Origin of the sequence: Bradyrhizobium sp. 215_C5_N1_1 (assembly GCF_052075935.1) — a bacterium.
GTDB lineage: Bacteria > Pseudomonadota > Alphaproteobacteria > Rhizobiales > Xanthobacteraceae > Bradyrhizobium > Bradyrhizobium barranii.
In genome coordinates this window covers 8,692,396-8,714,656 of sequence record NZ_CP197228.1, presented here as the reverse complement: position 1 = coordinate 8,714,656, position 22,261 = coordinate 8,692,396, and the positions used below count along the sequence as shown (strand labels likewise).

At 63.6% G+C, this 22,261-nt stretch carries 19 protein-coding genes; 13 read left to right on the top strand and 6 right to left on the bottom strand.

The genetic code is table 11. The features are described 5' to 3' along the window. Window positions 1-188: 188 nt before the first annotated feature. From AB7G19_RS41970 to AB7G19_RS41960, 3 genes are all read right to left on the bottom strand, one after another. Window positions 189-1,064 carry an acyl-CoA acyltransferase gene (locus AB7G19_RS41970; protein WP_085404032.1) on the bottom strand — a complete coding sequence of 292 codons (876 nt, stop codon included), beginning with the start codon at window positions 1,062-1,064 and terminating at the stop codon, window positions 189-191. Between the two features lie 95 nt (window positions 1,065-1,159). Further along, window positions 1,160-2,140 (bottom strand): amino acid--[acyl-carrier-protein] ligase, encoded by a 981-nt coding sequence (locus AB7G19_RS41965; RefSeq protein WP_028155272.1) that lies wholly within the window; start codon window positions 2,138-2,140, stop codon window positions 1,160-1,162. A gap of 65 nt (window positions 2,141-2,205) precedes the next feature. Further along, window positions 2,206-3,423, bottom strand: coding sequence for an acyl-CoA dehydrogenase family protein (locus AB7G19_RS41960; protein WP_085404031.1), 1,218 nt, complete (start codon window positions 3,421-3,423; stop codon window positions 2,206-2,208). Between the two features lie 358 nt (window positions 3,424-3,781). Here AB7G19_RS41960 and AB7G19_RS41955 point away from each other — a divergent pair, with 358 nt between their 5' ends. The 3 genes from AB7G19_RS41955 (at window position 3,782) to mtnA (ending at window position 6,237) form a co-directional block, all read left to right on the top strand. Beyond that, window positions 3,782-4,054, top strand: a complete 273-nt coding sequence (locus AB7G19_RS41955) for a phosphopantetheine-binding protein (protein ID WP_014491153.1) — start codon at window positions 3,782-3,784, stop codon at window positions 4,052-4,054. Window positions 4,055-4,233: 179 nt separating this feature from the next. Further along, window positions 4,234-5,109 (top strand): S-methyl-5'-thioadenosine phosphorylase, encoded by an 876-nt coding sequence (locus AB7G19_RS41950; RefSeq protein ID WP_085404030.1) that lies wholly within the window; start codon window positions 4,234-4,236, stop codon window positions 5,107-5,109. An 18-nt stretch (window positions 5,110-5,127) separates the two neighbouring features. Continuing rightward, window positions 5,128-6,237, top strand: a complete 1,110-nt coding sequence (mtnA, locus tag AB7G19_RS41945) for an S-methyl-5-thioribose-1-phosphate isomerase (protein ID WP_085404029.1) — start codon at window positions 5,128-5,130, stop codon at window positions 6,235-6,237. 112 nt (window positions 6,238-6,349) lie between these two features. Here the strand turns inward: mtnA and AB7G19_RS41940 are convergent, their stop codons facing one another. Continuing rightward, on the bottom strand, window positions 6,350-6,985 hold the full coding sequence (locus AB7G19_RS41940) for an HAD-IA family hydrolase (RefSeq protein ID WP_085404028.1): 636 nt from the start codon (window positions 6,983-6,985) through the stop codon (window positions 6,350-6,352). Between the two features lie 108 nt (window positions 6,986-7,093). Between AB7G19_RS41940 and AB7G19_RS41935 the strand changes: the two genes are divergently transcribed. Together AB7G19_RS41935 and AB7G19_RS41930 are read left to right on the top strand one after the other, a co-directional pair. Further along, window positions 7,094-7,852 (top strand): S1 family peptidase, encoded by a 759-nt coding sequence (locus AB7G19_RS41935; RefSeq protein ID WP_063980005.1) that lies wholly within the window; start codon window positions 7,094-7,096, stop codon window positions 7,850-7,852. A 125-nt stretch (window positions 7,853-7,977) separates the two neighbouring features. Further along, window positions 7,978-9,480: a flavin-containing monooxygenase gene (locus tag AB7G19_RS41930; RefSeq protein ID WP_085404091.1), complete on the top strand. Its 1,503-nt coding sequence runs from the start codon at window positions 7,978-7,980 to the stop codon at window positions 9,478-9,480. Window positions 9,481-9,707: 227 nt separating this feature from the next. On the opposite strand, the gene AB7G19_RS41925 is transcribed toward AB7G19_RS41930, so the two are convergent. Further along, entirely contained in the window at window positions 9,708-10,634 is a 927-nt protein-coding gene (locus AB7G19_RS41925; RefSeq protein WP_014491159.1) for a response regulator, read from the bottom strand. After that, window positions 10,618-13,989, bottom strand: coding sequence for a hybrid sensor histidine kinase/response regulator (locus AB7G19_RS41920; RefSeq protein ID WP_441268808.1), 3,372 nt, complete (start codon window positions 13,987-13,989; stop codon window positions 10,618-10,620). The genes AB7G19_RS41925 and AB7G19_RS41920 overlap by 17 nt, the downstream gene beginning before the upstream one ends. 169 nt (window positions 13,990-14,158) lie before the next feature. On the opposite strand from AB7G19_RS41920, the gene urtA reads away from it, so the two are divergent. The 8 genes from urtA (at window position 14,159) to AB7G19_RS41880 (ending at window position 22,032) form a co-directional block, all read left to right on the top strand. Further along, on the top strand, window positions 14,159-15,418 hold the full coding sequence (gene urtA, locus AB7G19_RS41915; RefSeq protein ID WP_135215591.1) for an urea ABC transporter substrate-binding protein: 1,260 nt from the start codon (window positions 14,159-14,161) through the stop codon (window positions 15,416-15,418). Between the two features lie 130 nt (window positions 15,419-15,548). Beyond that, window positions 15,549-16,475 carry an urea ABC transporter permease subunit UrtB gene (gene urtB, locus AB7G19_RS41910; protein ID WP_085404025.1) on the top strand — a complete coding sequence of 309 codons (927 nt, stop codon included), beginning with the start codon at window positions 15,549-15,551 and terminating at the stop codon, window positions 16,473-16,475. 18 nt (window positions 16,476-16,493) lie between these two features. Beyond that, window positions 16,494-17,636 (top strand): urea ABC transporter permease subunit UrtC, encoded by a 1,143-nt coding sequence (gene urtC / locus AB7G19_RS41905; RefSeq protein WP_085404024.1) that lies wholly within the window; start codon window positions 16,494-16,496, stop codon window positions 17,634-17,636. Window positions 17,637-17,700: 64 nt separating this feature from the next. Continuing rightward, window positions 17,701-18,456 carry an urea ABC transporter ATP-binding protein UrtD gene (gene urtD / locus AB7G19_RS41900; RefSeq protein WP_441268807.1) on the top strand — a complete coding sequence of 252 codons (756 nt, stop codon included), beginning with the start codon at window positions 17,701-17,703 and terminating at the stop codon, window positions 18,454-18,456. A gap of 70 nt (window positions 18,457-18,526) precedes the next feature. Beyond that, a complete protein-coding gene (gene urtE, locus AB7G19_RS41895; protein WP_085404022.1) occupies window positions 18,527-19,216 on the top strand; it encodes an urea ABC transporter ATP-binding subunit UrtE in 690 nt (229 codons plus the stop codon). Window positions 19,217-19,244: 28 nt separating this feature from the next. Beyond that, window positions 19,245-20,474 (top strand): formamidase, encoded by a 1,230-nt coding sequence (gene fmdA, locus AB7G19_RS41890; RefSeq protein WP_085404021.1) that lies wholly within the window; start codon window positions 19,245-19,247, stop codon window positions 20,472-20,474. Window positions 20,475-20,568: 94 nt separating this feature from the next. Then, window positions 20,569-20,946: an FmdB family zinc ribbon protein gene (locus AB7G19_RS41885; protein WP_085404020.1), complete on the top strand. Its 378-nt coding sequence runs from the start codon at window positions 20,569-20,571 to the stop codon at window positions 20,944-20,946. 45 nt (window positions 20,947-20,991) lie between these two features. After that, complete coding sequence (locus AB7G19_RS41880) at window positions 20,992-22,032, top strand: aliphatic amidase (RefSeq protein WP_028155256.1); 1,041 nt, start codon at window positions 20,992-20,994, stop codon at window positions 22,030-22,032. Window positions 22,033-22,261 lie beyond the last annotated feature (229 nt).

The window sequence follows — 22,261 nt, the reverse complement described above, 5'->3', positions numbered from 1 at the left end:
TGCGCAATTGCGCACGGGCGCAGGGACCCATACCGCGTGATCTACCTGTGAGCCCAGACGCCGGTACCGCGGGAAGACCATTCAGGATCAGTCTTCGCCAAATTTCTCCCTGGGGTTATGGGTCCCTGCGCCCGTGCGCAATTGCGCACTAGGCAGGGACGACAGCGGATGTTTGGGTCGAGTGTCCCCTACGGCCCGTACAGCACGAGTTCCGTGTCCGTGAGGTCGCCGAGCTGCGGCCGGTGCGGACCCTTGAAATACTTGCGCCCGCGCCGCTCGGTGTAGATGCCGGCGAGGCCGGGAATCGGGCCATTGGAATCGATCGCCACCGAGATCTTGCCGAGTCGCAGCAGCAGCCGGCCGATGCGGCCTGCGCAGGCGGCGTATTCGGCGGCGCTGCGGCAATAGATCAGCTTCATCGCCGGCGGTGCGATGAAGCCGCGGCGGATGCGCACCGGCTGCAGGATGAAGGGGAACGTCCCCTTCGGCGTGCGGCAGACCAGGCTGAGGCAATTGTAGCGGGCATGCCGCGTGAGGAGCTGCGTCTCGTCGTCGGTCAGCCCTTCGATCGTCTTGGCGTGCTGCGAGATGACCTCGATCTTGCTCCAGCGCGGAGGGCGCGCGAGTGCAGGCACGGAGAAGAAGATGCCGTGGCAATAGGCACGAAAGCCCTGCGTCTCGATGATCGGCCAGGTCCACGGCGCCGGGCTGATGTTGAGATAGGTGACATCCTTGTGCCGCTGCGCGATCTTGGTCAGCAGCGGGGCGTAGTTGCGGTAGGCCGGATCGACATACCAGCTCGACAAATTGCACTGGATGGCGGCCTCTTCGCCGTGCTTTCGCGCCGTGTAGATCAGCAGCAGCACGCCGACGGGCGCGCCGTCATTGTCGAGCATGTAGCCGAAGCGCGGATAGCCCTCCGGCACGGGCCGGAAGGCCTGCCGGCGCAGACCCTGGATCCAGTAATTGCGCGAGCGGCCGACGAAGCCGCGCGTCAGCAGGTCCGCGACCGCATCGACGTCGGCCTCGGTGATCTCGCGGCATCGGACCTTGGTGTGGATCACGCTCGTTTTACCCGTGGAAATGGGAGGCCTCGTTCGCTCTATCGTTTCAGCACGATCTATTCGGAAAACCGACCCGCACTTTTCCGGATCATGCTCTAGCGCCAGCCTTCACCATGGGCATCGGCCGTGGCTAACGGCTGCATGCCCATGATCTCCCGCACCTTGGCGGGCCAAGCGGCGAGATCCGTGCCGTGGGTGTGGAACATGGCGACGGCCAGGCGGTCCATGCCGAAGGCGACGCAGCCGGTATGCGCGGGTTCGCCATTGGCGTCCTGGATGCCCCAGGTCGTGCCAAAATGTTCGCGGTGATAGTTGAAGCTCATGCAGGCGGTCGGCTGATCCTCCGAGCGGAGCGGGATCAGGAGCTCGAACTTGAGCTGCTGCTGCTTCTGGCTCACCGCCTTGATCTGGCCGACGCGGCCGAAGAAGGGGTCGCTGGCGTAGTCGACGCGGAAGGTCAGGCCGAGGTCGCGGGCGATCGCCTGCGCGCGCACCATCCAGCGCTCGCGGAAATCGGCGACGTCGTCGGGGCTGCCGATGCAGACATATTCGCGCATCCGGAACGATTGCAGCCGGTCGAGATGTTTCGACGGCTCGCGGCGGAAGCAGTCGGCAGCGACGTCGAAGCGCAGGCCGCCCTTCGGCAAAGGTCCGCGGCTCGCCGCGATCGGATAGACCGGGTAGCACGCGGCGGGCGACAGCACGAGGTCGGCCGGCGAGAGCGATGAAGTCCAGTCGCCGCCGGCATCGAAGCGGCTCACCGCCGCGTTGATCTCGCGTTCGGTGCCGTGCAGGCCGCAGACGCAGCCGAGCAGGTTCGGAAAGCTCTTGAGATAGCCGGATTTCTCGAGCTGGGCCCGGCTCATCACCGGCGGAAAGCGCATGACCTCGGTGCCGGTCTCGCGATGGTTCGTGATCAGCGCGGCCAGCCGCTCGACGACGCCCTCATAGAGCGCGGTGCGGGCGTAAACGCCGTCCGAGCCCATGGGGTGGAACAGCTTGTCGGCGAGATGATCGAGCGGATCTGCGATTTGCGGCGCGGTCTCGGGCGAGCTGGGGAGAACAGCAATGTTCATGTTCGACTTCCTGCTATCTGAAATTGTTCTTTTTGGCCGAAAGGCACGTCAGTCGCGAAGGCTTTCTAGTCTCGAAGGCTTGCCGGAATGCCGCTCATCAGCGTCGAAGTGGCGGCGTTGGCGAGAATGCGGTCGTTGTTGATCATGATCGGCGAGGACAGCACGTCGCGCAGGTGGCGGCCCATGGTGAACTCGCCATCGTTGCGGTAGCCGGAGAGGCCCGCGGTGCGCATCGCATGCATCACGGTCTCGACCGCGAGCTCGGAGGCTTGCACCTTCAACAGCGTGATCGAGGACTGGAAATCGAGCGAGCTCAGCGCGCGCTCGTCATGCTCGGCGCGGGCAAAGGTGTCGACATTGGCTGCGATCAGCGCGCGCAGCTTGGCCAGCGACATCTTCGCGGCAGTGAAATGCGCCGCGGCCGGCGGCATCTGGCCGCCCGAGGTGCGGGCCGCCTTGCGAACGAAAGCCTGAGCACGGGTCACGGCCGCGGCGGCGATGCCGGCCCAGGCCGAGGACCAGCACAGATGCGCGAACGGCGTCATGGTCTGGGCATGGATCTTGTCATAGGATTCCGGGAAGATGCGGTCGGCCGGGCAATCGACCTTCAGCTCGAAGCCGGTCGAGCAGGTGCCGCGCATGCCGAGCGTCTCCCAGCCCTGCGTCTGCTTCAGCGAATAATCGTCCTTGGCGAGCGCCAGCAGAACCTGGTCGGAGGCGGCGGCCTCGGTGGCGCGGCGGGCGATGGTGACGAGGCCGTCGGCCTCCGCACCGTAGGAGATCACGGTGGCGTCGCGCACCAGCGAGACTGCGTCGCCGGCGTGGTCGACTGCCGCGGCGCTGGCGCGAATGTTGCCGCCGTTCTGGCCTTCGGTGGTGGAGGAGGCGAGCAGCCACTGGTCGCGGGCGACCCGGCGCATCATCGTTTCCATCCAGGGGATGCCATGGCCGTGCCTGATGACACAGGCGACCTTGGTCGTGTGCATCGCATAGATCATCGCGGTCGAGGCGCAGGCGCGCCCGAGCGTGTAGCAGATATCGGTGACGTCGTAGATCGAGGCACCGAAGCCGCCGAACTCGACCGGGATCATGACGCCGAGCAGTTTCTGCTCACGCGCGACCTCGAAAGCCTTGTGGGGGAAGCGGGCGCCGCGATCGACCTCGTCCGCATCGGCAGCCGCCGCAGCGGCTGTCCGGGTAGCGCGTTCGATGAGGGAGGGGCCGTGTTCGAGAAAGCTCGTTTGCGTTTCGTCGACAGTGAGGACTGCTTCACGCACGTTCATACTCGTCCGCCTCCGGTTTGCCGTTCAGGATCGCCGGCATCATTCGCGATGCCGTGCAAGCGATCCTCCGACCATTTTGCTTGTGAGACGAGGCTACGGATTTAATTCAAATTCGTCGATGAAATAGAGGGTAAACAAAGCCAAATTCCGAACGAACAGTTAAGTTCGGGTTGTTTGCATCACCGACAATTCCGCGGTCGCGTTAGGGATCTGGAAGAACTCGGAATTCCAGACAATCTGAGTCATCGTTTACTAAGAAAGGCGAAGTAATGGTGGCGCCCATTGTGGGATCGGCCCGTCGCGCCCATCGTAGCCGGCAACCGGTCCGACCGTTGAATAGACAGATGGGAATTTACCGATGCAGGCCTTCGATACCGACGTGCGCGATCGCATCATCAAGCTGGTGAAGGGCATCCTCGAGCAGAACTCGCTCACCGCGGACATCACACCACAGGCGAAGCTCGTCGATGCGGGTCTGACCTCGATGGACATGGTCAATCTGATGCTCGGCGTCGAAGCCGAGTTCGACTTCACCATCCCGCAGTCCGAGATCACGCCCGAGAATTTCCAGTCGGTCGAGACGCTGGAGCGGATGGTCGCGACCCAGCTGCAGCTGGCGGCGGCGGCCTAATTAGACGTACCTATCACTCCCCGGGTCGTCCCTGCGAACGTCGGGGACGACACTGAGAGCGAGGCGAGCACTCCAGGCTCCTCACAGCACCGGCATCGCCCCACCGCCCCCGTTTCAAAATCGCCGCAAAACTGGCATAGCTTAACCATGTCGCACATAGCTGACAGGGTGGAGCAGGCATGACGCAGGCGGTATTGGGCATCATTGGTGGCTCCGGCATCTACGATCTGCCGGGTCTCGAGGGCGCGCGCGAAGAAGTGATCAAGAGCCCTTGGGGCGAGCCGTCGGCCCCTCTGCGGCGCGGCTCGATTGCCGGCCTGCCGATCGTGTTCCTGCCGCGGCACGACAAGGGTCACCGGCTCTCGCCCTCCGACATCAATTATCGCGCCAACATCGATGTTCTGAAGCGGGCCGGCGTCACCGACTTGATCTCGCTCTCGGCCTGCGGCTCGTTCAGGGAGGAGCTGTCACCCGGCACCTTCGTTCTCGTCGACCAGTTCGTCGATCGCACCCACAAGCGCGAGAGCTCGTTCTTCGGCAGGGGATGCGTCGCGCATGTGTCGATGGCGCATCCGGTCTCGCCGCGCCTGCGCATCCATCTTGCGGCGGCAGCTGAAGCCGAGGGCATCGCGTTTGCGCGCGGCGGCACCTATGTCTGCATGGAGGGGCCGCAATTCTCCACCTACGCGGAAAGCATGACCTACAAGACATCGGGCTATTCCGTGATCGGCATGACCAACATGCCCGAGGCGAAGCTCGCGCGTGAGGCGGAGATCTGCTACGCCACGGTCGCGATGGTGACGGATTTCGACTGCTGGCATCCCGACCACGACGCCGTCACCGTCCAGGACATCATCCGCGTGCTGACCTCGAACGCCGACAAGGCGAAGGCGCTGGTGGCGCGGCTCGCGACGGATTTTCCGCGCGAGCACGAGCCGTGCCCGATCGGTTCGGACCGCGCGCTCGACACCGCGTTGATCACGGCGCCCGAGGCGCGCGATCCCGAGCTCTTGAAGAAGCTCGATGCGGTGGCCGGGCGCATCCTGCGGGCGTGATACGAAAGGCAGAATGCCATGAAGGTTGACGGCAAGCATTTCCGCAGCATCTGGCGCGAGCGCGATGGCTGGTCGGTCGGCGCGATCGACCAGCGCCGCCTGCCGCATGAGTTCGTCATCGCGAAGCTGACTTCATGCGAAGACGCTGCGGTCGCCATTCGCGACATGCTGGTGCGCGGCGCGCCGCTGATTGGTGCAACCGCGGCCTACGGCATGGCGCTCGCCATGCGCGAGGACTCATCCGACGCTGGCCTCAAGCGCGCCTATGACACGCTGGTCGTGGCGCGGCCGACCGCGATCAATCTGAAATGGGCGCTGGACGAGATGCGCACGGCGCTCGCCCCGGTCGATCCGGTTGAACGGGCGGAGGCGGCCTATGCGCGCGCCGACGAGATCGTCGAGCAGGACGTCGAGATCAACCGCGGCATCGCCGGCAACGGCTTGAAGCTGATCGAGGCGATCGTCGCAAGGAAGAAGCCGGGCGAGACGGTCAACGTGCTGACCCATTGCAATGCCGGCTGGCTTGCCACCGTCGACTGGGGCACCGCGACGGCGCCGATCTATCTGGCGCATGAGCGTGGCATCAAGATCCATGTCTGGGTCGATGAGACCCGTCCGCGCAACCAGGGCGCCTCGCTCACGGCCTGGGAGCTCGGTCATCACGGCGTGCCGCACACGGTGATCCCCGACAACACCGGCGGGCACCTGATGCAGCACGGCATGGTCGACCTCGCCATCGTCGGCACCGACCGCGTCGCCGCCAATGGCGATGTCTGCAACAAGATCGGCACATATCTGAAGGCGCTTGCAGCACACGACAACGGCGTGCCGTTCTATGTCGCACTGCCGTCGCCGACGATCGATTTCGCCGTTGATGACGGCATCCGCGACATTCCGATCGAGCAGCGCAGCGGCACGGAGGTGACCGACATGACCGGCCGCACCGCGGATGGCCGGCTGGAGACGGTGCGCATCGTGCCGGAGGGCTCGCCGGTCGCGAATTACGCGTTCGACGTGACGCCGGCGCGGCTGGTCACTGGTCTCATCACCGAGCGCGGTGTGCTGAAGCCGGATAGAGCATCGCTGGCGGCTGCCTTTCCGGAGCGGATCGCCGCCGCGGCGGAATAGGCTGCCGTAAGGTGGGCAAAGGCGCGAAAGCGCCGTGCCCACCATCTGCTTGTGGTGGGCACGCTCCGCTTTGCCCACCCTACGGCTTCGTGCCTCGCAACGATGAGCCAGCCTACCCCAACTTCAGCCCCGTCGCCGCCTCAAGCTCCGCAATCGCCTGCGCCCCACTCGCCACCTTGATCGTGGTCATGCCCATCTCGCGCGCGGGTTTTAGATTGACGCCGAGATCGTCGAGATAGACGCACTTCTTCGGATCGACCTTCAGCGTCTCGACCATCATCCTGTAGATGCGCGGGTCGGGCTTGCGCAAGCCGATCTTGGCGGATTCGACGACGTGGTCGAACAGAACCATCACCTCGGCGATGTAGAGTGAGCGCCCGGTCATGCTGCCGATCGCGTTGGCAGGCAGATTGTTGGTGATGCAGCCGGTCTTGAATTGCGCCTTGATGCGCTTGAGGGCCTCGACCATCTCGGGACGCAGATCGCCCTGAAGCAGCGGCAGCACGTCGCGGCCGCGCACCTCCGCGCCGAGCGCGCGAGATTCCTCGGCGAAAAGCTTGTCGAAGGTGTCGATATCGACCTCGGCCCGCTCGAACTTGGCCCAGGCGTTTTCCAGATGATTGGCGGCGTTGGTGCGCCGGATGATGTCGACGGGGAGACCGCGCTCGGTCTCGTACCGCGCGAACGCCTCGAACGGCGAGCTCGTCAGCACGCCGCCAAAATCAAAGATCACAGCCTCGATCGTCAAGATCCCGCCCTCGTCAATTCCTTCCCAAGAGCGCTAGCATGCGCTATCGGCAAGGGCCAGTCTGAAGCAATCCCGCCGTCACCGATGCTGACGCCAAGGCGTGTTCCCATGAAGAAGCTTGCAACCCTCATCGCAGCCGCGCTGCTGCTCGCCACGCCCGCACACGCCATCGTCGGCGGCGGCACGCCGCAGGCCGATGGTGTCGCGCGCGCGGTCGTCACCATCGTCGGCTCGCGGGGCAATTTCTGCACCGGCAGCCTGATCGCCCCGAAGGTCGTGCTGACGGTTGCCCACTGTGTGCAGCCCGGCGCGGACTACAAGATCGTCGATCGCGGCGCTGACGGTGCGCCGCAATTGCTGAACGTGCGCACCGTCGCGATCCATCCCAACTTCAACATGCAGGCAATGCAGGCGCACCGCGCCACCGCGGACGTGGCATTGTTGCAACTGGAAATTCCACTCAAGGGAAAATCGACGGTGTCGGTCGGTGCGCCGACTATTCCAATCCAGGTTGGCAGCCGCTTCGTCATCGCCGGTATCGGCGTCACCGTCCGTGGCGACGGCAAGAGCGGCGGCGCGACGCGCGTCGCCGGGCTCGTGGCCACGGGCCAGCCCGGCACGTTCCAGATCCGGCTGGTCGATCCCGTAACCAACGGTGTTCGCGACGGAATTGGCGCCTGCACCGGCGATTCCGGCGGTCCGGTGTTCGAGGACAAGCCGAACGGCCCGGTGCTTGTCGGCGTCATCAGCTGGTCCACGGGGCCGAACGGCGCCGCCGGCTGCGGCGGATTGACCGGCGTCACGCCGCTCACGCTCTATCGCGACTGGATTTTGCAGACCGCGCGGAGCTGGGGTGCGGCGTTATAGTTTGACCGCGAATTGATCTATGTCATTTTGAAGTGGAAGCGCGATGGGTGACCATGCCCGTCGCGGAGGAAACGCGCCGTCCGGTCAAGGGCGGCCACAAAAACAAGCAAGGCATAGAAGCAACAATGAATGTCGCTGTCCGCAGTCACGCCACAACCAAGCAGGCCTCTGAACATTTCGACGTGCTGATCGTCGGTGCCGGCATCTCCGGCATCGGCAGCGCCTATCACATCGAAAAGCAGCTTCCCGGCACGAGCTACGTCATCCTGGAGACGCAGGCGACGTTCGGCGGCACGTGGAGCACGCATCGCTATCCCGGCATTCGCTCGGACAGCGATCTCCATACCTTCGGCTACAGTTTCAAGCCCTGGGTCGGACCGCCGATCGCGACCGCCGAGGAAATCCTCGCCTACATGAACGAGGTGATCGACGACAACGATATCGCCCGACACATCCGCTACAAGCACCAGATCAATTCCGCGAGCTGGTCGAGCGAGCAAAATCTCTGGACCATCGAGGCGACAACGACCGACACCGGCGAGGCGAAAACGTTCACCGCCAACTTCCTCTGGATGTGCCAGGGCTATTATCGCCATTCCGAAGGCTACACGCCGGAATGGAAGGGCATGGACCGCTTCAAGGGCCGCATCGTCCATCCGCAGAGCTGGCCCGACGATATCGACCTCGTGAACAAGAAGGTCGTCGTGATCGGCTCCGGCGCGACCGCGGCGACGCTGGTGCCGAACATCGCCGACGCCTGCGCGCATGTCACCATGTTGCAGCGCTCGCCGACCTATTTCCGGCTCGGCCGCAACGCCATCGAGATCGCCGAGGAGCTGCGCCGGCTTCAGGTCGACGAGGAATGGATCCACGAGATCGTCCGCCGCAAAATATTGTTCGAGCAGGATGCTTTCACAAAGCTCTGCATTGCCAAGCCGGAGCAGGTGAAGAAGGATTTGATCGACCAGATCCGCGCGGTTCTCGGGCCGGACTACGACGTCGAGACGCATTTCACGCCGACCTACCGGCCGTGGCGGCAGCGTATCGCCTTTGTGCCCGACGCCGATCTGTTCAAGGGCATCGCCAGCGGCAAGGCCTCCGTCGTCACCGATGAGATCGAATGTTTCGTCGAGAACGGCATCCAGCTCAAGTCCGGCAAGCTGCTGGAAGCCGACGTCGTCGTCACCGCAACCGGCTTCAATCTTGCGGCGCTCGGTGACATCGCCTTCGAGATCGACGGCAAGCCGCTCGCCTTCGGCGACACCGTGACCTATCGCGGCATGATGTTCACGGGCGTGCCGAACATGGTCTGGGTGTTCGGCTATTTCCGTGCGAGCTGGACGCTGCGCGTCGACGTCGTCGCCGATTTCGTCTGCCGGCTGCTCGGCCACATGAAGGCCAAGGGCACGAAGAAGGTCGAAGTCAGGCTGCGGCCTGAGGACCACAACATGCCGATCCTGCCCTGGATCGATCCGGAAAACTTCAATCCCGGCTACATCATGCGCAACATGGACCTGCTCCCCAAGCGCGGCGACAAGCCGGAATGGCAGCACAGCCAGGATTACTGGACCGAGAAGGACGAGATCCCGAAGACGGATCTGGACGACGGAGCGTTTGTTTACGGGTGAGGGGCCGTCGGAGTAGGGAACGTTAGAAGCCCCCCACACTCGGCTGTCGTCCCGGGGCGCGGAAGCGAGCCCGGGACCCATACTCCCAGGCAGTGGTCATAGGGTTGGCTGGTCACTCCGAGTCTTCACCAAACCACTTCCTGTGGTTATGGGTCCCGGGCTCGCTTCGCGCCCCGGGACGACACTGTTGGTTGGGTGAACGGCGCACCAACTCATCTGCAGTGCTGCTACGAATTCCTTCGCGTCGCATTCGTTGCAATCGCGGCCGCCGCGGTCCGGTTCTCCACGCCGAGCTTGGCGTAGATCTGCTCCAGGTGCTTGTCCACGGTGCGCGGGCTCAAGCCCAGGATCTGCGCGATATCGCGGTTGGTCTTGCCCTTGCTGAGCCAGGCCAGCACTTCGCCCTCGCGGGTGGTGAGGCCGAGCTCGCTGGTGAATTCGGGTGGCAGCGCAGTGCCGGACTCCTTGGACAGCCGCAGCAGGAACTCGTTCGGCGCGGTCTCGCCCATGTAGTAGAGCCGCAGTTGCGGATTGTCGGGCAGGGGAGCCGCCTGCGACTTCGAGCTGCCCTTGTCCTTCGCCTGCTCCAGCCATTGCAGGAGTGATGGCGGCAGGACGAAGTCGTCGGCCTGCGCGCCATGATGATCGGCCAGCAGTTTTTGCGCCTGCGGGGTGGCCCAGAGCACGTGGCCCTGGCGGTTGACCGCGAACAGGAAGCGGCCGGAGACGTCGAGCGCGGCACGCGCGCTCTGGGTCAGGCGGGCGTTGCCGAGATGGACGCGGATGCGCGCCAGCATCTCCTCGATCACAATCGGTTTTGTCACGTAGTCGACGCCGCCGGCCTCCAGCCCGCGCACGATGTGCTCGGTCTCGGCGAGGCCCGTCATGAAGATCACGGGCACGTTGGCAACGCCCGCATCGCGCTTGAGCCGGCGGCAGGTCTCGAATCCGTCCATGCCGGGCATCACGGCGTCCAGCAGCACGATGTCGGGCGTGATCTGGTCGACGATGCGCATCGCGGCCGCGCCGTCGAGCGCCACCATCACCGTCATCCCGGCGCCGTCGAGCGCGTCGGTGAGCAGCCGCAGCGTCTCCGGGGAGTCATCGACAACGAGCGCGACATCGCGCTTCCTCGACTCAATGCTCATGCGCATGCAACGTCTTCAATGTGGCCATGTACCGGTCGAGATCGAAGCGGTCGACCAGCGACCGCATTTCCGCGACGAAGTCGGCATGCTCGGGGTGCTCGCTGCCGATCTCGTCCAGCTTCAACTGGATGCCCTTGACGTAGCCGATCTGGCCCAGCCCCATCAGCGCCTCGATGTGCCGCACCGGTGGCCTTGATCCGCTCTCGAGCCGCCAGAACGGCACCGCGATCTGGTCCGAGCCGTACTGCCATTCGATCTTCAGGAGCTGACGGATCGTCTCCAGCAGCCGCGGGATGTCGATCGGCTTCATCAGATAGCCGTCGTGGAAGGGCTGCGCCAGCGGCGCGCCGTGAGCCTCCAGCGCGCTCGCCGACACCATCAGGATGCGCGCCTGGTGGTGGCCGCTCGTGCGCAAGGCCTCCGCGACGGCCCAGCCGTCCATGGCAGGCATCGAGATGTCGAGCAGGAACAGGTCGGGCCGGCAATGCTGCGCCAGCGCGAGGCATCCTGGCCCATCGGGTGCACTGAGCAGGATGAAGCCGAGCGGCGCCAGCACCTCGCGCAGGAGGTCGCGATGCACGGGGTCGTCGTCGGTGATGAGGATGGTCTTGCGTGCGCCCCGATAGCCGGAGACCGGCGCCTCTACCGGCGCGATGCGCAGCGGATTGGCGACTTCCGATAGCAGGATCTTGACCTTGAAGGTGCTCCCGGCGCCAACCGTGCTCAGGACCTTGATGTCGCCGCCCATGACGCCGGCGAGCAGCCGGCTGATGGTCAGGCCCAGCCCGGTGCCGGTCTGCGGCTGCGAGACGCCGAGCGCGCCACGCTCGAAGGGCGCAAAGATGCGTTCGAGGTCGTCGCCCTGGATGCCGGGGCCGGTGTCGATCACTTCGAACTCGGCAACGGGGCTGCGATAGTGCACGACGAACTGCACGCTGCCGGTCTGGGTGAACTTGATCGCGTTGGAGAGCAGGTTGATCAGCACCTGGCGGAGCCGCTTCTCGTCGGCGTAGACCACGACCGGCAAATGCGCCGGCCGCCTGAACACGAAGTCGATGCCCTTGGCCGCGGCCTGGAGACGGAACATGCCGACGAGCTGGTCGAGGAATTCGCTCAGGCGCACTTCGTCGCGCGACAGATACAGCCGTCCCGCCTCGATCTTGGAAATATCAAGAATGCCGTCGATCAGGCCGGAGAGGTGATCGGCACTGCGGCGAACCACGCGGACCTGGTCGCGCGGCTTGGTGTTGAGCGTTGCGTCCTGCTCCAGGAGCTGGGCATAGCCGCTGATCGCATTCAGCGGCGAGCGCAGCTCGTGGCTCAGCCCCACCACGTAGCGACTCTTGGCGAGGTTGGCAGATTCGGCGACCTCCTTGGCGCGCTGAAGCTCGGCGTCGGTGCGCTTGTGCGCGTCGATCTCCTGGATCAGCAGCGTCGTCTGCCGCCGCGTCTCGGCCTCGGCGGCGCGACGGCTCTGCTGCGCCAGCACGAACAGCCAGGCCACAACGCCGATGATGATGCTGAGCGAGAAGAACACCTTCCAGAGCACGTTCGAGACGAGCAAATTCTCGCCCGGCACGCTCGCCGAGGTCTGAAGATAGATCAGTCCCAGCACCAGCGCGACGAGGCCGGCGGAGACCACGAAGACGCCGATATAGTGGCCGAACTGCGAGTTGATCCGCCGGTAGATCGGTTCGGGAAGAATCTTGCCGAGCGCGTCGGCGAACTGCACCTGCGCCCGCGCATGCGGCTTGCAGAGGTCGTGGCAGCGCGCATCGAGCGAGCAGCACAGCGAGCAGATCGGGCCGGCGTAAGCGGGGCAGGACGTCATGTCCTCCGGCTCGAAACTGTGCTCGCAGATACAGCACTGGATCGACTCGATGTTGGCCCAGCTCCGCTTCGGCTTGCGCGCGATGTAGTACTTTCCGTCGGTGAGCCAGGCGATGACAGGCGCGGTGACGAAGGCGACCGTCAGCGCGACGAAGGCGGCGAGCGCCTTCATGGTCGGGCCGAACAGGCCGTAGAACGCCGCGATCGAGACGATGGTCGCGATCGTCATGGCGCCGACACCGACCGGATTGATGTCGTAGAGATGGGCGCGCTTGAACTCCATCTGCGGCGGGCGCAGGCCGAGCGGCTTGTTGACGACGAGATCGGCGACGAGCGCGCCGACCCAGGCGATCGCGACATTGGAATAGAGCGCCAGCGTCTGCTCCAGCGCCTTGTAGACGCCGATCTCCATCAACAGCAGCGCCACCATCACGTTGAACACCAGCCAGACCACCCGGCCGGGATGGCTGTGCGTCAGACGCGAGAAGAAGTTCGACCAGGCGATCGAGCCGGCATAGGCGTTGGTGACGTTGATCTTGAGCTGCGACAGGATCACGAACATGCCGGTGAGCGCCAGCGCCAGGTCCGGCTGCGACAGCACGTAGCGAAACGCTTCGAGATACATGTGCGCGGGCTCGGCCGCCAGCTCGCCCGAGAGGCCGTGGCTCAGCGCGAAGAAGGCGAGAAAGGAGCCCAGTAACAATTTCAGTGCGCCGAAGATGATCCAGCCCGGGCCCGCGATCAGCAGGGCGATCCACCACGACGTTCGCGACGTGCGGCGGTCGCGCGGCAGAAACCGGAGGAAGTCGACCTGCTCGCCGACCTGCGCCACCAGCGAGAACACCACGGAGGATGCGACACCGAACAGCAGCAGATCGAAATGCCCGCTCGGGTCGCCATGCTCGCCGGCGAACTTGCGCCACTCCTTAAACGAGTAAGGGTTGGCCCAGGCGATCGCGGCGAAGGGCAGGATGTGCAGGATGATCCAGATCGGCTGCGTCCAGAGCTGGAAGCGGCTGATCAGCGTGATGCCGTAGGTCACGAGCGGAATGATCGCCACTGCGCTGATGAGGTAGCCGATCGGGCGCGGAATGCCGAAGCACATCTCCAGCGCCGTTGCCAGGATCACCGCCTCGATGGCGAAGAAGATGAAGGTGAAGGAGGCGTAGATCAACGAGGTGACGGTCGAGCCGATATAGCCGAAGCCGGCGCCGCGGGTGAGCAGGTCAATGTCGATGCCGCATTTGGCTGCGTAATAGGCAATCGGCACGCCGCAGAAGAAGATGATGGTGGAGACAACGAGGATCGCGGCGCTGGCGTTGGTGACGCCGTAGTTCAGCGTGATGGTGCCGCCGATCGCTTCCAGCGCCAGAAAGGAGATGGCGCCGAGTGCAGTGTTGGCGACACGGGCGGCAGACCAGCGGCGCGCGCTCTTGGCGGTGAAGCGCAGCGCGTAGTCTTCCAGCGTCTGGTTGGCGACCCACTGGTTGTACTGGCGCCTGACGCGGTCTATTCGCTGCCGCCCTGCCACTCGTTACCCCACTCCCGATACGTCCCAGAGCCCTCGCAAATTCCGTACCAGAAGCCTACGTCGGTATTTTGCGGTGCAGTATACGCGATCTTGCGTATGCTTGCGCTGCACAAATTCGAGCCATCCTAACGGCACCAATCGCGTGTCCTCGAACAAAAGTGGGGTGCTCATGTCAGACGAAGCAAACAAGGGCCTGTTGTCGCCGCTCCGGCGCAAACTATTGATGGGAATGGCCGTCGTGCCGGCCATCACGATGCTGCCGCGGGCGTCTTTCGCGCAGGCTCCGGCGACCTCGGCGGTCAACACCACGGGCCTCGCGGTCACCGACACCGAGGTGACGGTCGGCATCCTGCACTCGGCGACCGGCACCATGGCCATCTCCGAGACCGGCTCGATCGAGGCCGAAAAGCTCGCCATCGAGCAGATCAACGCCATGGGCGGCGTGCTCGGGCGCAAGATCAAGTTCATCCAGGAAGACGGCGCCAGCGATTGGCCGACCTTTGCGGAGAAGGCCAAGAAGCTGCTCGTCAACGACAAGGTCGCGGCGATCATGGGCTGCTGGACCTCGGCATCCCGCAAGGCGGTGCTGCCGGTCATGGAGCAGTACAACGGCATGCTCTATTACCCGACCTTCTATGAGGGCCTCGAGCAGTCCAAGAACGTGATCTACACCGGCCAGGAAGCGACCCAGCAGATTCTCGCCGGCCTGAACTGGATCGCCAAGGAAAAGGGCGCCAAGTCGTTCTTCTTCATCGGCTCCGACTACATCTGGCCGCGCACCTCGAACAAGATCGCGCGCAAGCACGTCGAGAACGTGCTGAAGGGCAAGGTCGTCGGCGAGGAGTATTATCCGCTCGGCAACACCCAGTTCAACTCGGTGATCAACAAGATCAAGCTGACCAAGCCCGACGTGATCTTCACCGACGTCGTCGGCGGCTCGAACGTCGCGTTCTACAAGCAGCTCAAGGCCGCCGGCATCGACCTCTCCAAGCAGGCGCTGCTGACGATCTCGGTGACCGAGGACGAGATCGACGGCATCGGCGGCGAGAACATCGCGGGCGCCTATGCCTGCATGAAGTACTTCCAGTCGCTCGACAATCCGAACAACAAGACCTTCGTGCCGGCGTTCAAGAAGATGTGGGGCGAGAAGACCGTGATCGGAGACGTCACCCAGGCTGCCTATCTCGGCCCGTGGCTGTGGAAGTTGACGGTGGAGAAGGCGGGCTCCTTCGACGTCGACAAGATCGCGGCGGCCTCGCCCGGCGTCGAGTTCAAGGGTGCGCCGGAAGGCTATGTGCGCATCCACGAAAACCATCACCTCTGGTCGAAGACCCGGGTGGGGCGCGCCAAGCTCGATGGTCAGTTCGAGCTGATCTACGAGACCGCCGATCTCGTCGAGCCGGATCCGTTCCCCAAGGGTTACCAGTAAGTCGCGACGTCGCTCGCGCCTTTCCTCAACACCAAGCCTCTCCCTGGCGTGGACAGCAAATCCACGCCCAAGACCCCCGCGTCGCGAACCTGCTCGCGACGCGGGACCTTATCCCTGACGGAGGACATCGATGTTCGGCGACTATTCGCTTGGTGATCTTGGCTCCATCTTCGTCATGCAGGGGTTTGCAGGACTGATCCTGTTCTCAGTCTACGTCCTGATGGCGCTTGGGCTTGCGATCATCTTCGGCCAGATGGGCGTCATCAACATGGCTCATGGCGAGTTCATGATCCTCGGGGCCTACGTCACTTGGATGACCTCGAATTTCTTCCAGGCCTATCTGCCGAGCCTGTTCAGCGGCTACTTCTTCCTGGCGATGATCCTGGCCTTCGTCGCATCCGGCGCGCTGGGAATGCTGGTGGAGTGGGTGCTGATACGGCATCTCTACAAGCGCCCGCTCGATACGTTGCTTGCGACCTGGGGCCTCAGCCTGATGCTGCAGCAGGCCTATCGTTCCGTGTTCGGCGCGCGCGAGGTCGGCGTCGAGCTGCCGCAATGGATGCTCGGCTCGCTGCACGTCACCGACAGCATCGAGGTGCCGATCAACGGCGTCTTCGTGATGTGCCTCACTTTGCTGATCACCATCGGCGTCGCCTATGTCATGTACAAGTCGCGCTGGGGCCGCCAGGTCCGCGCCGTCGTGCAGAACCGCATCATGGCCGGAGCCGTCGGCATCAACACCGAAAAGGTCGATCGCTACACCTTCGGTCTCGGTTGCGGCATCGCCGGTGTCGCCGGCAGCGCCTTTACGATGATTGGCTCCACCGGGCCAACCTCCGGACAGCTCTACATCGTCGATACGTTCCTGGTGGTCGTGTTCGGCGGCGCCGCCAGTTTGATCGGCACCATCGCCTCGGCCTTCTCGATCTCGCAGACGCAATCGACCCTCGAGTTCTTCATGTCGGGCTCGATGGCGAAAGTGCTGACGCTGCTCGCGGTTGTCGGAATCCTGATGCTGCGGCCGCAAGGGCTGTTCGCCCTCAAGGTCCGCAAGTGAGAAACTGGGGCTGATGCAATGACCGACAATCGTTTCTGCAATCGATCGGAGTTCATCGGAATTCTGGTGCTCGCGGTCTTCCTGGTGGTGGTCCTGCCGCTCACACTTGATGTCTTCAGGCTCAATCTGGTCGCGAAATACCTGACCTATGCCTTCGTCGCGCTGGGGCTGGTGATCTGCTGGGGCTACGGCGGCATTCTCAGCCTCGGTCAGGGCGTGTTCTTCGGGCTCGGCGGCTACTGCATGGCGATGTTCCTCAAGCTCGAGGCATCGAGCGTGGAGAACACCAAGATCCAGTCGACGCCCGGCATTCCCGATTTCATGGACTGGAATCAGATCACTGCGCTGCCGCTGTTCTGGAAGCCATTCAGCAGCCTCACCTTCACGATCGCCGCCATCATTCTCGTGCCTGGCATCTTCGCCCTCATCATCGGCACCGCGATGTTCAAGCGCCGGGTCGGCGGCACCTACTTCGCCATCATTACCCAGGCGGTCGCGGCCATCCTCACGATCCTGATCGTGGGACAGCAGGGCTATACCGGCGGCATCAACGGCATGACGGACCTGCGGACGCTCAAAGGTTGGGACATCCGGCCCGACCATGCCAAGATCGTGCTGTACTTCTTCGAAGTGGGATTGCTGTTCGCCTGCATCATGATCGCGCAGTTCGTCCGGCACTCCAAGCTGGGACGCATCCTGGTCGCGATGCGCGAGAAGGAGGACCGCGTCCGCTTCTCCGGCTACAGCGTCGCGAATTTCAAGATCTTCGCCTTCTGCATTGCCGCCGTGTTCGCCGCGATCGGCGGCGCCATGTTCGCGCTCAATGTCGGCTTCATGTCACCGTCCTTCGTCGGCATCGTGCCGTCGATCGAAATGGTGATCTACACGGCGGTCGGCGGCCGGCTCTCGATCCTCGGCGCGGTCTACGGCACGCTGCTGGTCAACTTCGCCAAGACCAGCCTGTCGGAAACCTTTCCCGAATTGTGGCTGTTTGGCCTCGGCGGATTGTTCATCGCCGTGGTCCTGGCCTTCCCGAACGGTCTCGCCGGGATCTGGGGCGACTACGTGCAGCCGCGCATCGATCGCCTGATCTCGTCGCGCAAACCGAAACCCGAAGGTTGGACCGACAGCTCCGTCGCTGACGGCGCCCCGGCGGAGTGAGGAGATCGTCATGCTCGTAGGTCGCCACGATGCCGATGCCACGCTGGCAGTGAGGAGATAGATCATGCTCGTCGGTCACCAGCCCAAGGAATTCCTGCTCGCCGTCGAAGCGCTGACCGTGTCGTTCGACGGGTTCAAGGCGGTCAACGACCTCTCGTTCTACGTCGACGAGAACGAGATCCGCGTCATCATCGGTCCCAACGGCGCCGGCAAGACCACCGTGCTCGACCTGATCTGCGGCAAGACCAAAGCAACCTCAGGCTCGATCCAGTTCCGCGGCAAGGAGCTGACCCGGATGAAGGAGAACGAGATCGTCGAGACGGGCGTCGGCCGCAAATTCCAGAACCCCTCGATCTACGACGATCTCACGGTGTTCGAGAATCTGGAGATCTCCTATCCGCGCGGCCGCTCGGTATTCGGCGCACTGACCTTCACCCGCGACGCCGCCGTGCGCGACCGGGTGCACGAAGTCGCCGAAATGATCTTCCTGAAGGATCGGCTCAACGTGAACGCCGATCTGCTCAGCCACGGCCAGAAGCAGTGGCTCGAGATCGGCATGCTGCTGATCCAGGATCCGGATCTGCTGATGCTGGACGAGCCCGTTGCCGGCATGAGTGTGTCCGAGCGCACCAAGACCGCCGAGCTGCTCAACCGCATCATCAAGAACCGTTCAGTGCTGGTGATCGAGCACGACATGAAATTCGTCGAGGACATCGCGCACAAGGTCACCGTGCTTCACCAGGGGCAGATCCTCTCCGAGGGCACCATGGAAAAGGTGAAGAACGACCCCAAGGTCGTCGAAGTCTATCTGGGCCATTAGCACATGATCCCGGAAAGTGGCGTCCGGTTTCCGGACAAGATCATGTGCAAGAAGTAAGGAGCGCGCGACGATGCTGGCAATTTCCGATCTTCACGTCGCCTACGGCCAGAGCGAGGTGCTGCACGGGCTCAACGTCAAGGTCGCGCCCAACGAGATCGTTGCGATCATGGGCCGCAACGGCATGGGCAAGACCACGCTGATGAAGTCGCTGATGGGCATCCTGCCGGCGAAGAGCGGTTCGGTGACAATGGACGGCGCCGAGCTCGGCAGTCTGCCGAGCTACGAGCGCGTCGCCAAGGGCCTCGCCTATGTGCCGCAGGGCCGCATGATCTTCTCGACCATGACCGTGAAGGAGAACATCGAGACCGGCCTCGTCGTCTCCGGCGGGACCGAGGTGCCGGCCGACATCTACGAATTGTTCCCGGTGCTGCTGGAAATGAAGGGCCGCCGCGGCGGCAATCTCTCCGGCGGACAGCAGCAACAGCTCGCGATTGCGCGTGCGCTCGCGACCAAGCCGAAAGTGTTGCTGCTGGACGAACCGACCGAAGGCATCCAGCCGTCGATCATCAAGGAGATGGCGCGCACCTTGAAGCGCATCCGCGACGAAAAGGGGCTCTCGATCGTGGTGTCGGAGCAGGTCCTGAGCTTCGCGCTCGATATCGCCGACCGCGTGCTGGTGATCGAGAACGGCGAGATCGTGCGCGACGATCCGCGCGACGCCGTCGATGCCGCGCAGGTCTCGAAATATCTATCCGTCTAACCAACCGCAGTAAAAGGGGAGCATCTCGATGCCAGAGACACTGATCAAGGTCGATCTCACCAAATCGGCTTACGATAATGACATGGTGCACAACCGCTGGCACCCCGACATCCCGATCGTGGCCTGGGTCAATCCCGGCGACGATTTCATCATCGAGACCTATGACTGGACCGGCGGCTTCATCAAGAACAACGATTCCGCCGACGATGTGCGCGACATCGATCTGTCGATCGTGCACTTCCTGTCCGGCCCGATCGGCGTCAAGGGCGCCGAGCCCGGCGACCTCCTCGTCGTCGACCTACTCGATGTCGGCCCGATGAAGGAGAGCCTGTGGGGCTTCAACGGCTTCTTCTCCAAGCAGAACGGCGGCGGCTTCCTGACCGACCATTTCCCGCTGGCGCAGAAGTCGATCTGGGACATCAAGGGTCTCTACACCTCGTCGCGTCACGTGCCCGGCGTCAACTTCGCCGGCCTGATCCATCCTGGCCTGATTGGCTGCCTGCCCGATCCGAAGATGCTGGAGACCTGGAACAAGCGTGAGGCCGAGCTGATCGCGACCAACCCGACCCGCGTGCCCGGCCTCGCCAATCCGCCATTCGCGCCGACCGCCCATGGCGGCCGCGCCAAGGGTGACATCAAGGCCAAGATCGGCGCCGAGGGTGCGCGCACCGTGCCGCCGCGCGAGCACGGCGGCAATTGCGACATCAAGGATCTCTCGCGCGGCTCGAAGATCTACTTCCCGGTCTATGTGCCCGGTGCGGGTCTCTCGATGGGCGATCTGCATTTCAGCCAGGGCGACGGCGAGATCACCTTCTGCGGCGCCATCGAGATGGCCGGCTGGCTGCATCTGAAGGTCGAGGTGATCAAGGACGGCATGGCGAAGTACGGCATCAAGAACCCGATCTTCAAACCGTCGCCGATCACGCCGAACTACAAGGACTATCTGATCTTCGAGGGCATCTCGGTCGACGAGCAGGGCAAGCAGCACTATCTCGACGTCCACATCGCCTATCGCCAGGCCTGCCTCAACGCGATCGAGTATCTGAAGAAGTTCGGCTACTCCGGCGCCCAGGCTTATTCGATCCTCGGCACCGCGCCGTGCCAAGGCCACATCTCCGGCGTGGTCGACGTTCCCAATGCCTGCGCCACGCTATGGCTGCCGACCGAAATCTTCGACTTCGACGTGATGCCGTCGGCGGCAGGACCGATCAAGCACATCACCGGCGATATCCAGATGCCGATCTCGCCGGACAAATAGTCTCCCTGCGCGACGGGATGCGGGACGGCGCGACTTTGCAGCCCCGCATCCGCCGCGGGAATTCTCTCACAGGCAACAGCGTAGGGATGATGCGATGCCGGTCTATGAATATCTCTGTGACGATTGCGGGCCGTTCAAGGACCTGCGCCCGATGGCGGAATGCGACGATCCGCAAAGCTGTCCGCACTGCGAGACGATGGCGCCGCGGGTGATCCTGACCGCGCCGAATTTCTTCTGCATGCCGGCGGAGAAGCGCAAGGCGCACGCCGTCAACGAGCGCAGCACGCATGCGCCGCAGACGCTCGCGCAATACAAGGCCTCGCACGGTCCCGGCTGCGGCTGCTGCTCGTCGGGCAAGACCGTGAAGGACAAGAGCTCGACGGACAAGACAAAGCCCGCGCGGCTGATGACCAAGACCAGGAGTGGCGCCAAGGGCTTTCCGACCGCGCGGCCCTGGATGATCAGCCACTAACGCCACGCGCCAACATCAAACGAACAAAAGACAGGAGCGGCCCAAATGCTTCACGGTGACATTTCCAGCAGCAACGACACCGTCGGCGTCGCAGTGGTCAACTACAAGATGCCTCGCCTGCACACCAAGGCCGAGGTGCTCGACAACGCCCGCAAGATCGCCGACATGCTGGTGGGCATGAAGGCGGGCCTGCCCGGCATGGATCTCGTGATCTTCCCGGAATACTCGACCCAGGGCATCATGTACGACTCCAAGGAGATGTACGAGACGGCCTCGGCGGTGCCAGGTGAAGAGACCGCGATCTTCGCGGAGGCCTGCCGCAAGGCCAAGGTCTGGGGCGTGTTCTCGCTGACCGGCGAACGCCACGAGGAGCATCCGCACAAGGCGCCCTACAACACCCTGATCCTGATGAACGACAAGGGTGAGATCGTCCAGAAGTACCGCAAGATCATGCCATGGGTGCCGATCGAGGGCTGGTATCCCGGCAATTGCACCTATGTCTCAGACGGCCCGAAAGGGATGAAGGTCAGCCTGATCATCTGCGACGACGGCAACTTTCCGGAGATCTGGCGCGACTGTGCCATGAAGGGCGCCGAATTGATCGTGCGTTGCCAGGGCTACATGTATCCGGCCAAAGAGCAGCAGGTCATGATCTCCAAGGCGATGGCGTGGGCCAACAACGTCTATGTCGCCGTCGCCAACGCCGCCGGCTTCGACGGCGTCTATTCCTACTTCGGTCACTCCGCGATCATCGGCTTCGACGGCCGGACGCTCGGCGAGTGCGGCGAGGAGGACTACGGCATCCAATATGCCCAGCTGTCGAAACATCTGATCCGCGATGCGCGCCGCAACGGCCAGTCGCAGAACCATCTCTACAAGCTGGTCCACCGCGGCTACACCGGCATGATCAATTCCGGCGAAAGCCCGCGCGGCGTCGCGGCCTGCCCCTATGATTTCTACAAGAACTGGATCGCCGACCCAGAAGGGACGCGGGACATGGTCGAGGCGATGACCCGCTCGACGCCGGGGACGGAGGAATGTCCGATCGACGGCATCCCGAATGGGTCGGCCCCGAGCAATTACTGAGCTATTGCGGACGGCGCGCTTGCCATTCATGCGAATGCACCGAGGAATGGGGGCACGGGGCGCGGCCCTGGATGATCAGCCAAGATGTGAACAGCCGTACATGGAACGGACATTCTGACGCATGGGCGCATGCGCGGGGTAGGAATTGAGCCCGGCAAAACCGTGGCTCGGTTGCAACATGAGTTGTTGAATCTGCCCAAGTTGCGGTCCCGTTGGCTGATTCTCGAGG

Coding starts and splice junctions, on each gene's coding strand:
- AB7G19_RS41965 (WP_028155272.1), bottom strand. CDS start 2,140: ATGAACATTGCTGTTCTCCCCAGCTCGCCCGAGACCGCGCCGCAAATC.
- AB7G19_RS41960 (WP_085404031.1), bottom strand. CDS start 3,423: ATGAACGTGCGTGAAGCAGTCCTCACTGTCGACGAAACGCAAACGAGC.
- AB7G19_RS41955 (WP_014491153.1), top strand. CDS start 3,782: ATGCAGGCCTTCGATACCGACGTGCGCGATCGCATCATCAAGCTGGTG.
- AB7G19_RS41950 (WP_085404030.1), top strand. CDS start 4,234: ATGACGCAGGCGGTATTGGGCATCATTGGTGGCTCCGGCATCTACGAT.
- mtnA (WP_085404029.1), top strand. CDS start 5,128: ATGAAGGTTGACGGCAAGCATTTCCGCAGCATCTGGCGCGAGCGCGAT.
- AB7G19_RS41935 (WP_063980005.1), top strand. CDS start 7,094: ATGAAGAAGCTTGCAACCCTCATCGCAGCCGCGCTGCTGCTCGCCACG.
- AB7G19_RS41930 (WP_085404091.1), top strand. CDS start 7,978: ATGAATGTCGCTGTCCGCAGTCACGCCACAACCAAGCAGGCCTCTGAA.
- AB7G19_RS41925 (WP_014491159.1), bottom strand. CDS start 10,634: ATGCGCATGAGCATTGAGTCGAGGAAGCGCGATGTCGCGCTCGTTGTC.
- urtA (WP_135215591.1), top strand. CDS start 14,159: ATGTCAGACGAAGCAAACAAGGGCCTGTTGTCGCCGCTCCGGCGCAAA.
- urtB (WP_085404025.1), top strand. CDS start 15,549: ATGTTCGGCGACTATTCGCTTGGTGATCTTGGCTCCATCTTCGTCATG.
- urtC (WP_085404024.1), top strand. CDS start 16,494: ATGACCGACAATCGTTTCTGCAATCGATCGGAGTTCATCGGAATTCTG.
- urtD (WP_441268807.1), top strand. CDS start 17,701: ATGCTCGTCGGTCACCAGCCCAAGGAATTCCTGCTCGCCGTCGAAGCG.
- urtE (WP_085404022.1), top strand. CDS start 18,527: ATGCTGGCAATTTCCGATCTTCACGTCGCCTACGGCCAGAGCGAGGTG.
- fmdA (WP_085404021.1), top strand. CDS start 19,245: ATGCCAGAGACACTGATCAAGGTCGATCTCACCAAATCGGCTTACGAT.
- AB7G19_RS41885 (WP_085404020.1), top strand. CDS start 20,569: ATGCCGGTCTATGAATATCTCTGTGACGATTGCGGGCCGTTCAAGGAC.
- AB7G19_RS41880 (WP_028155256.1), top strand. CDS start 20,992: ATGCTTCACGGTGACATTTCCAGCAGCAACGACACCGTCGGCGTCGCA.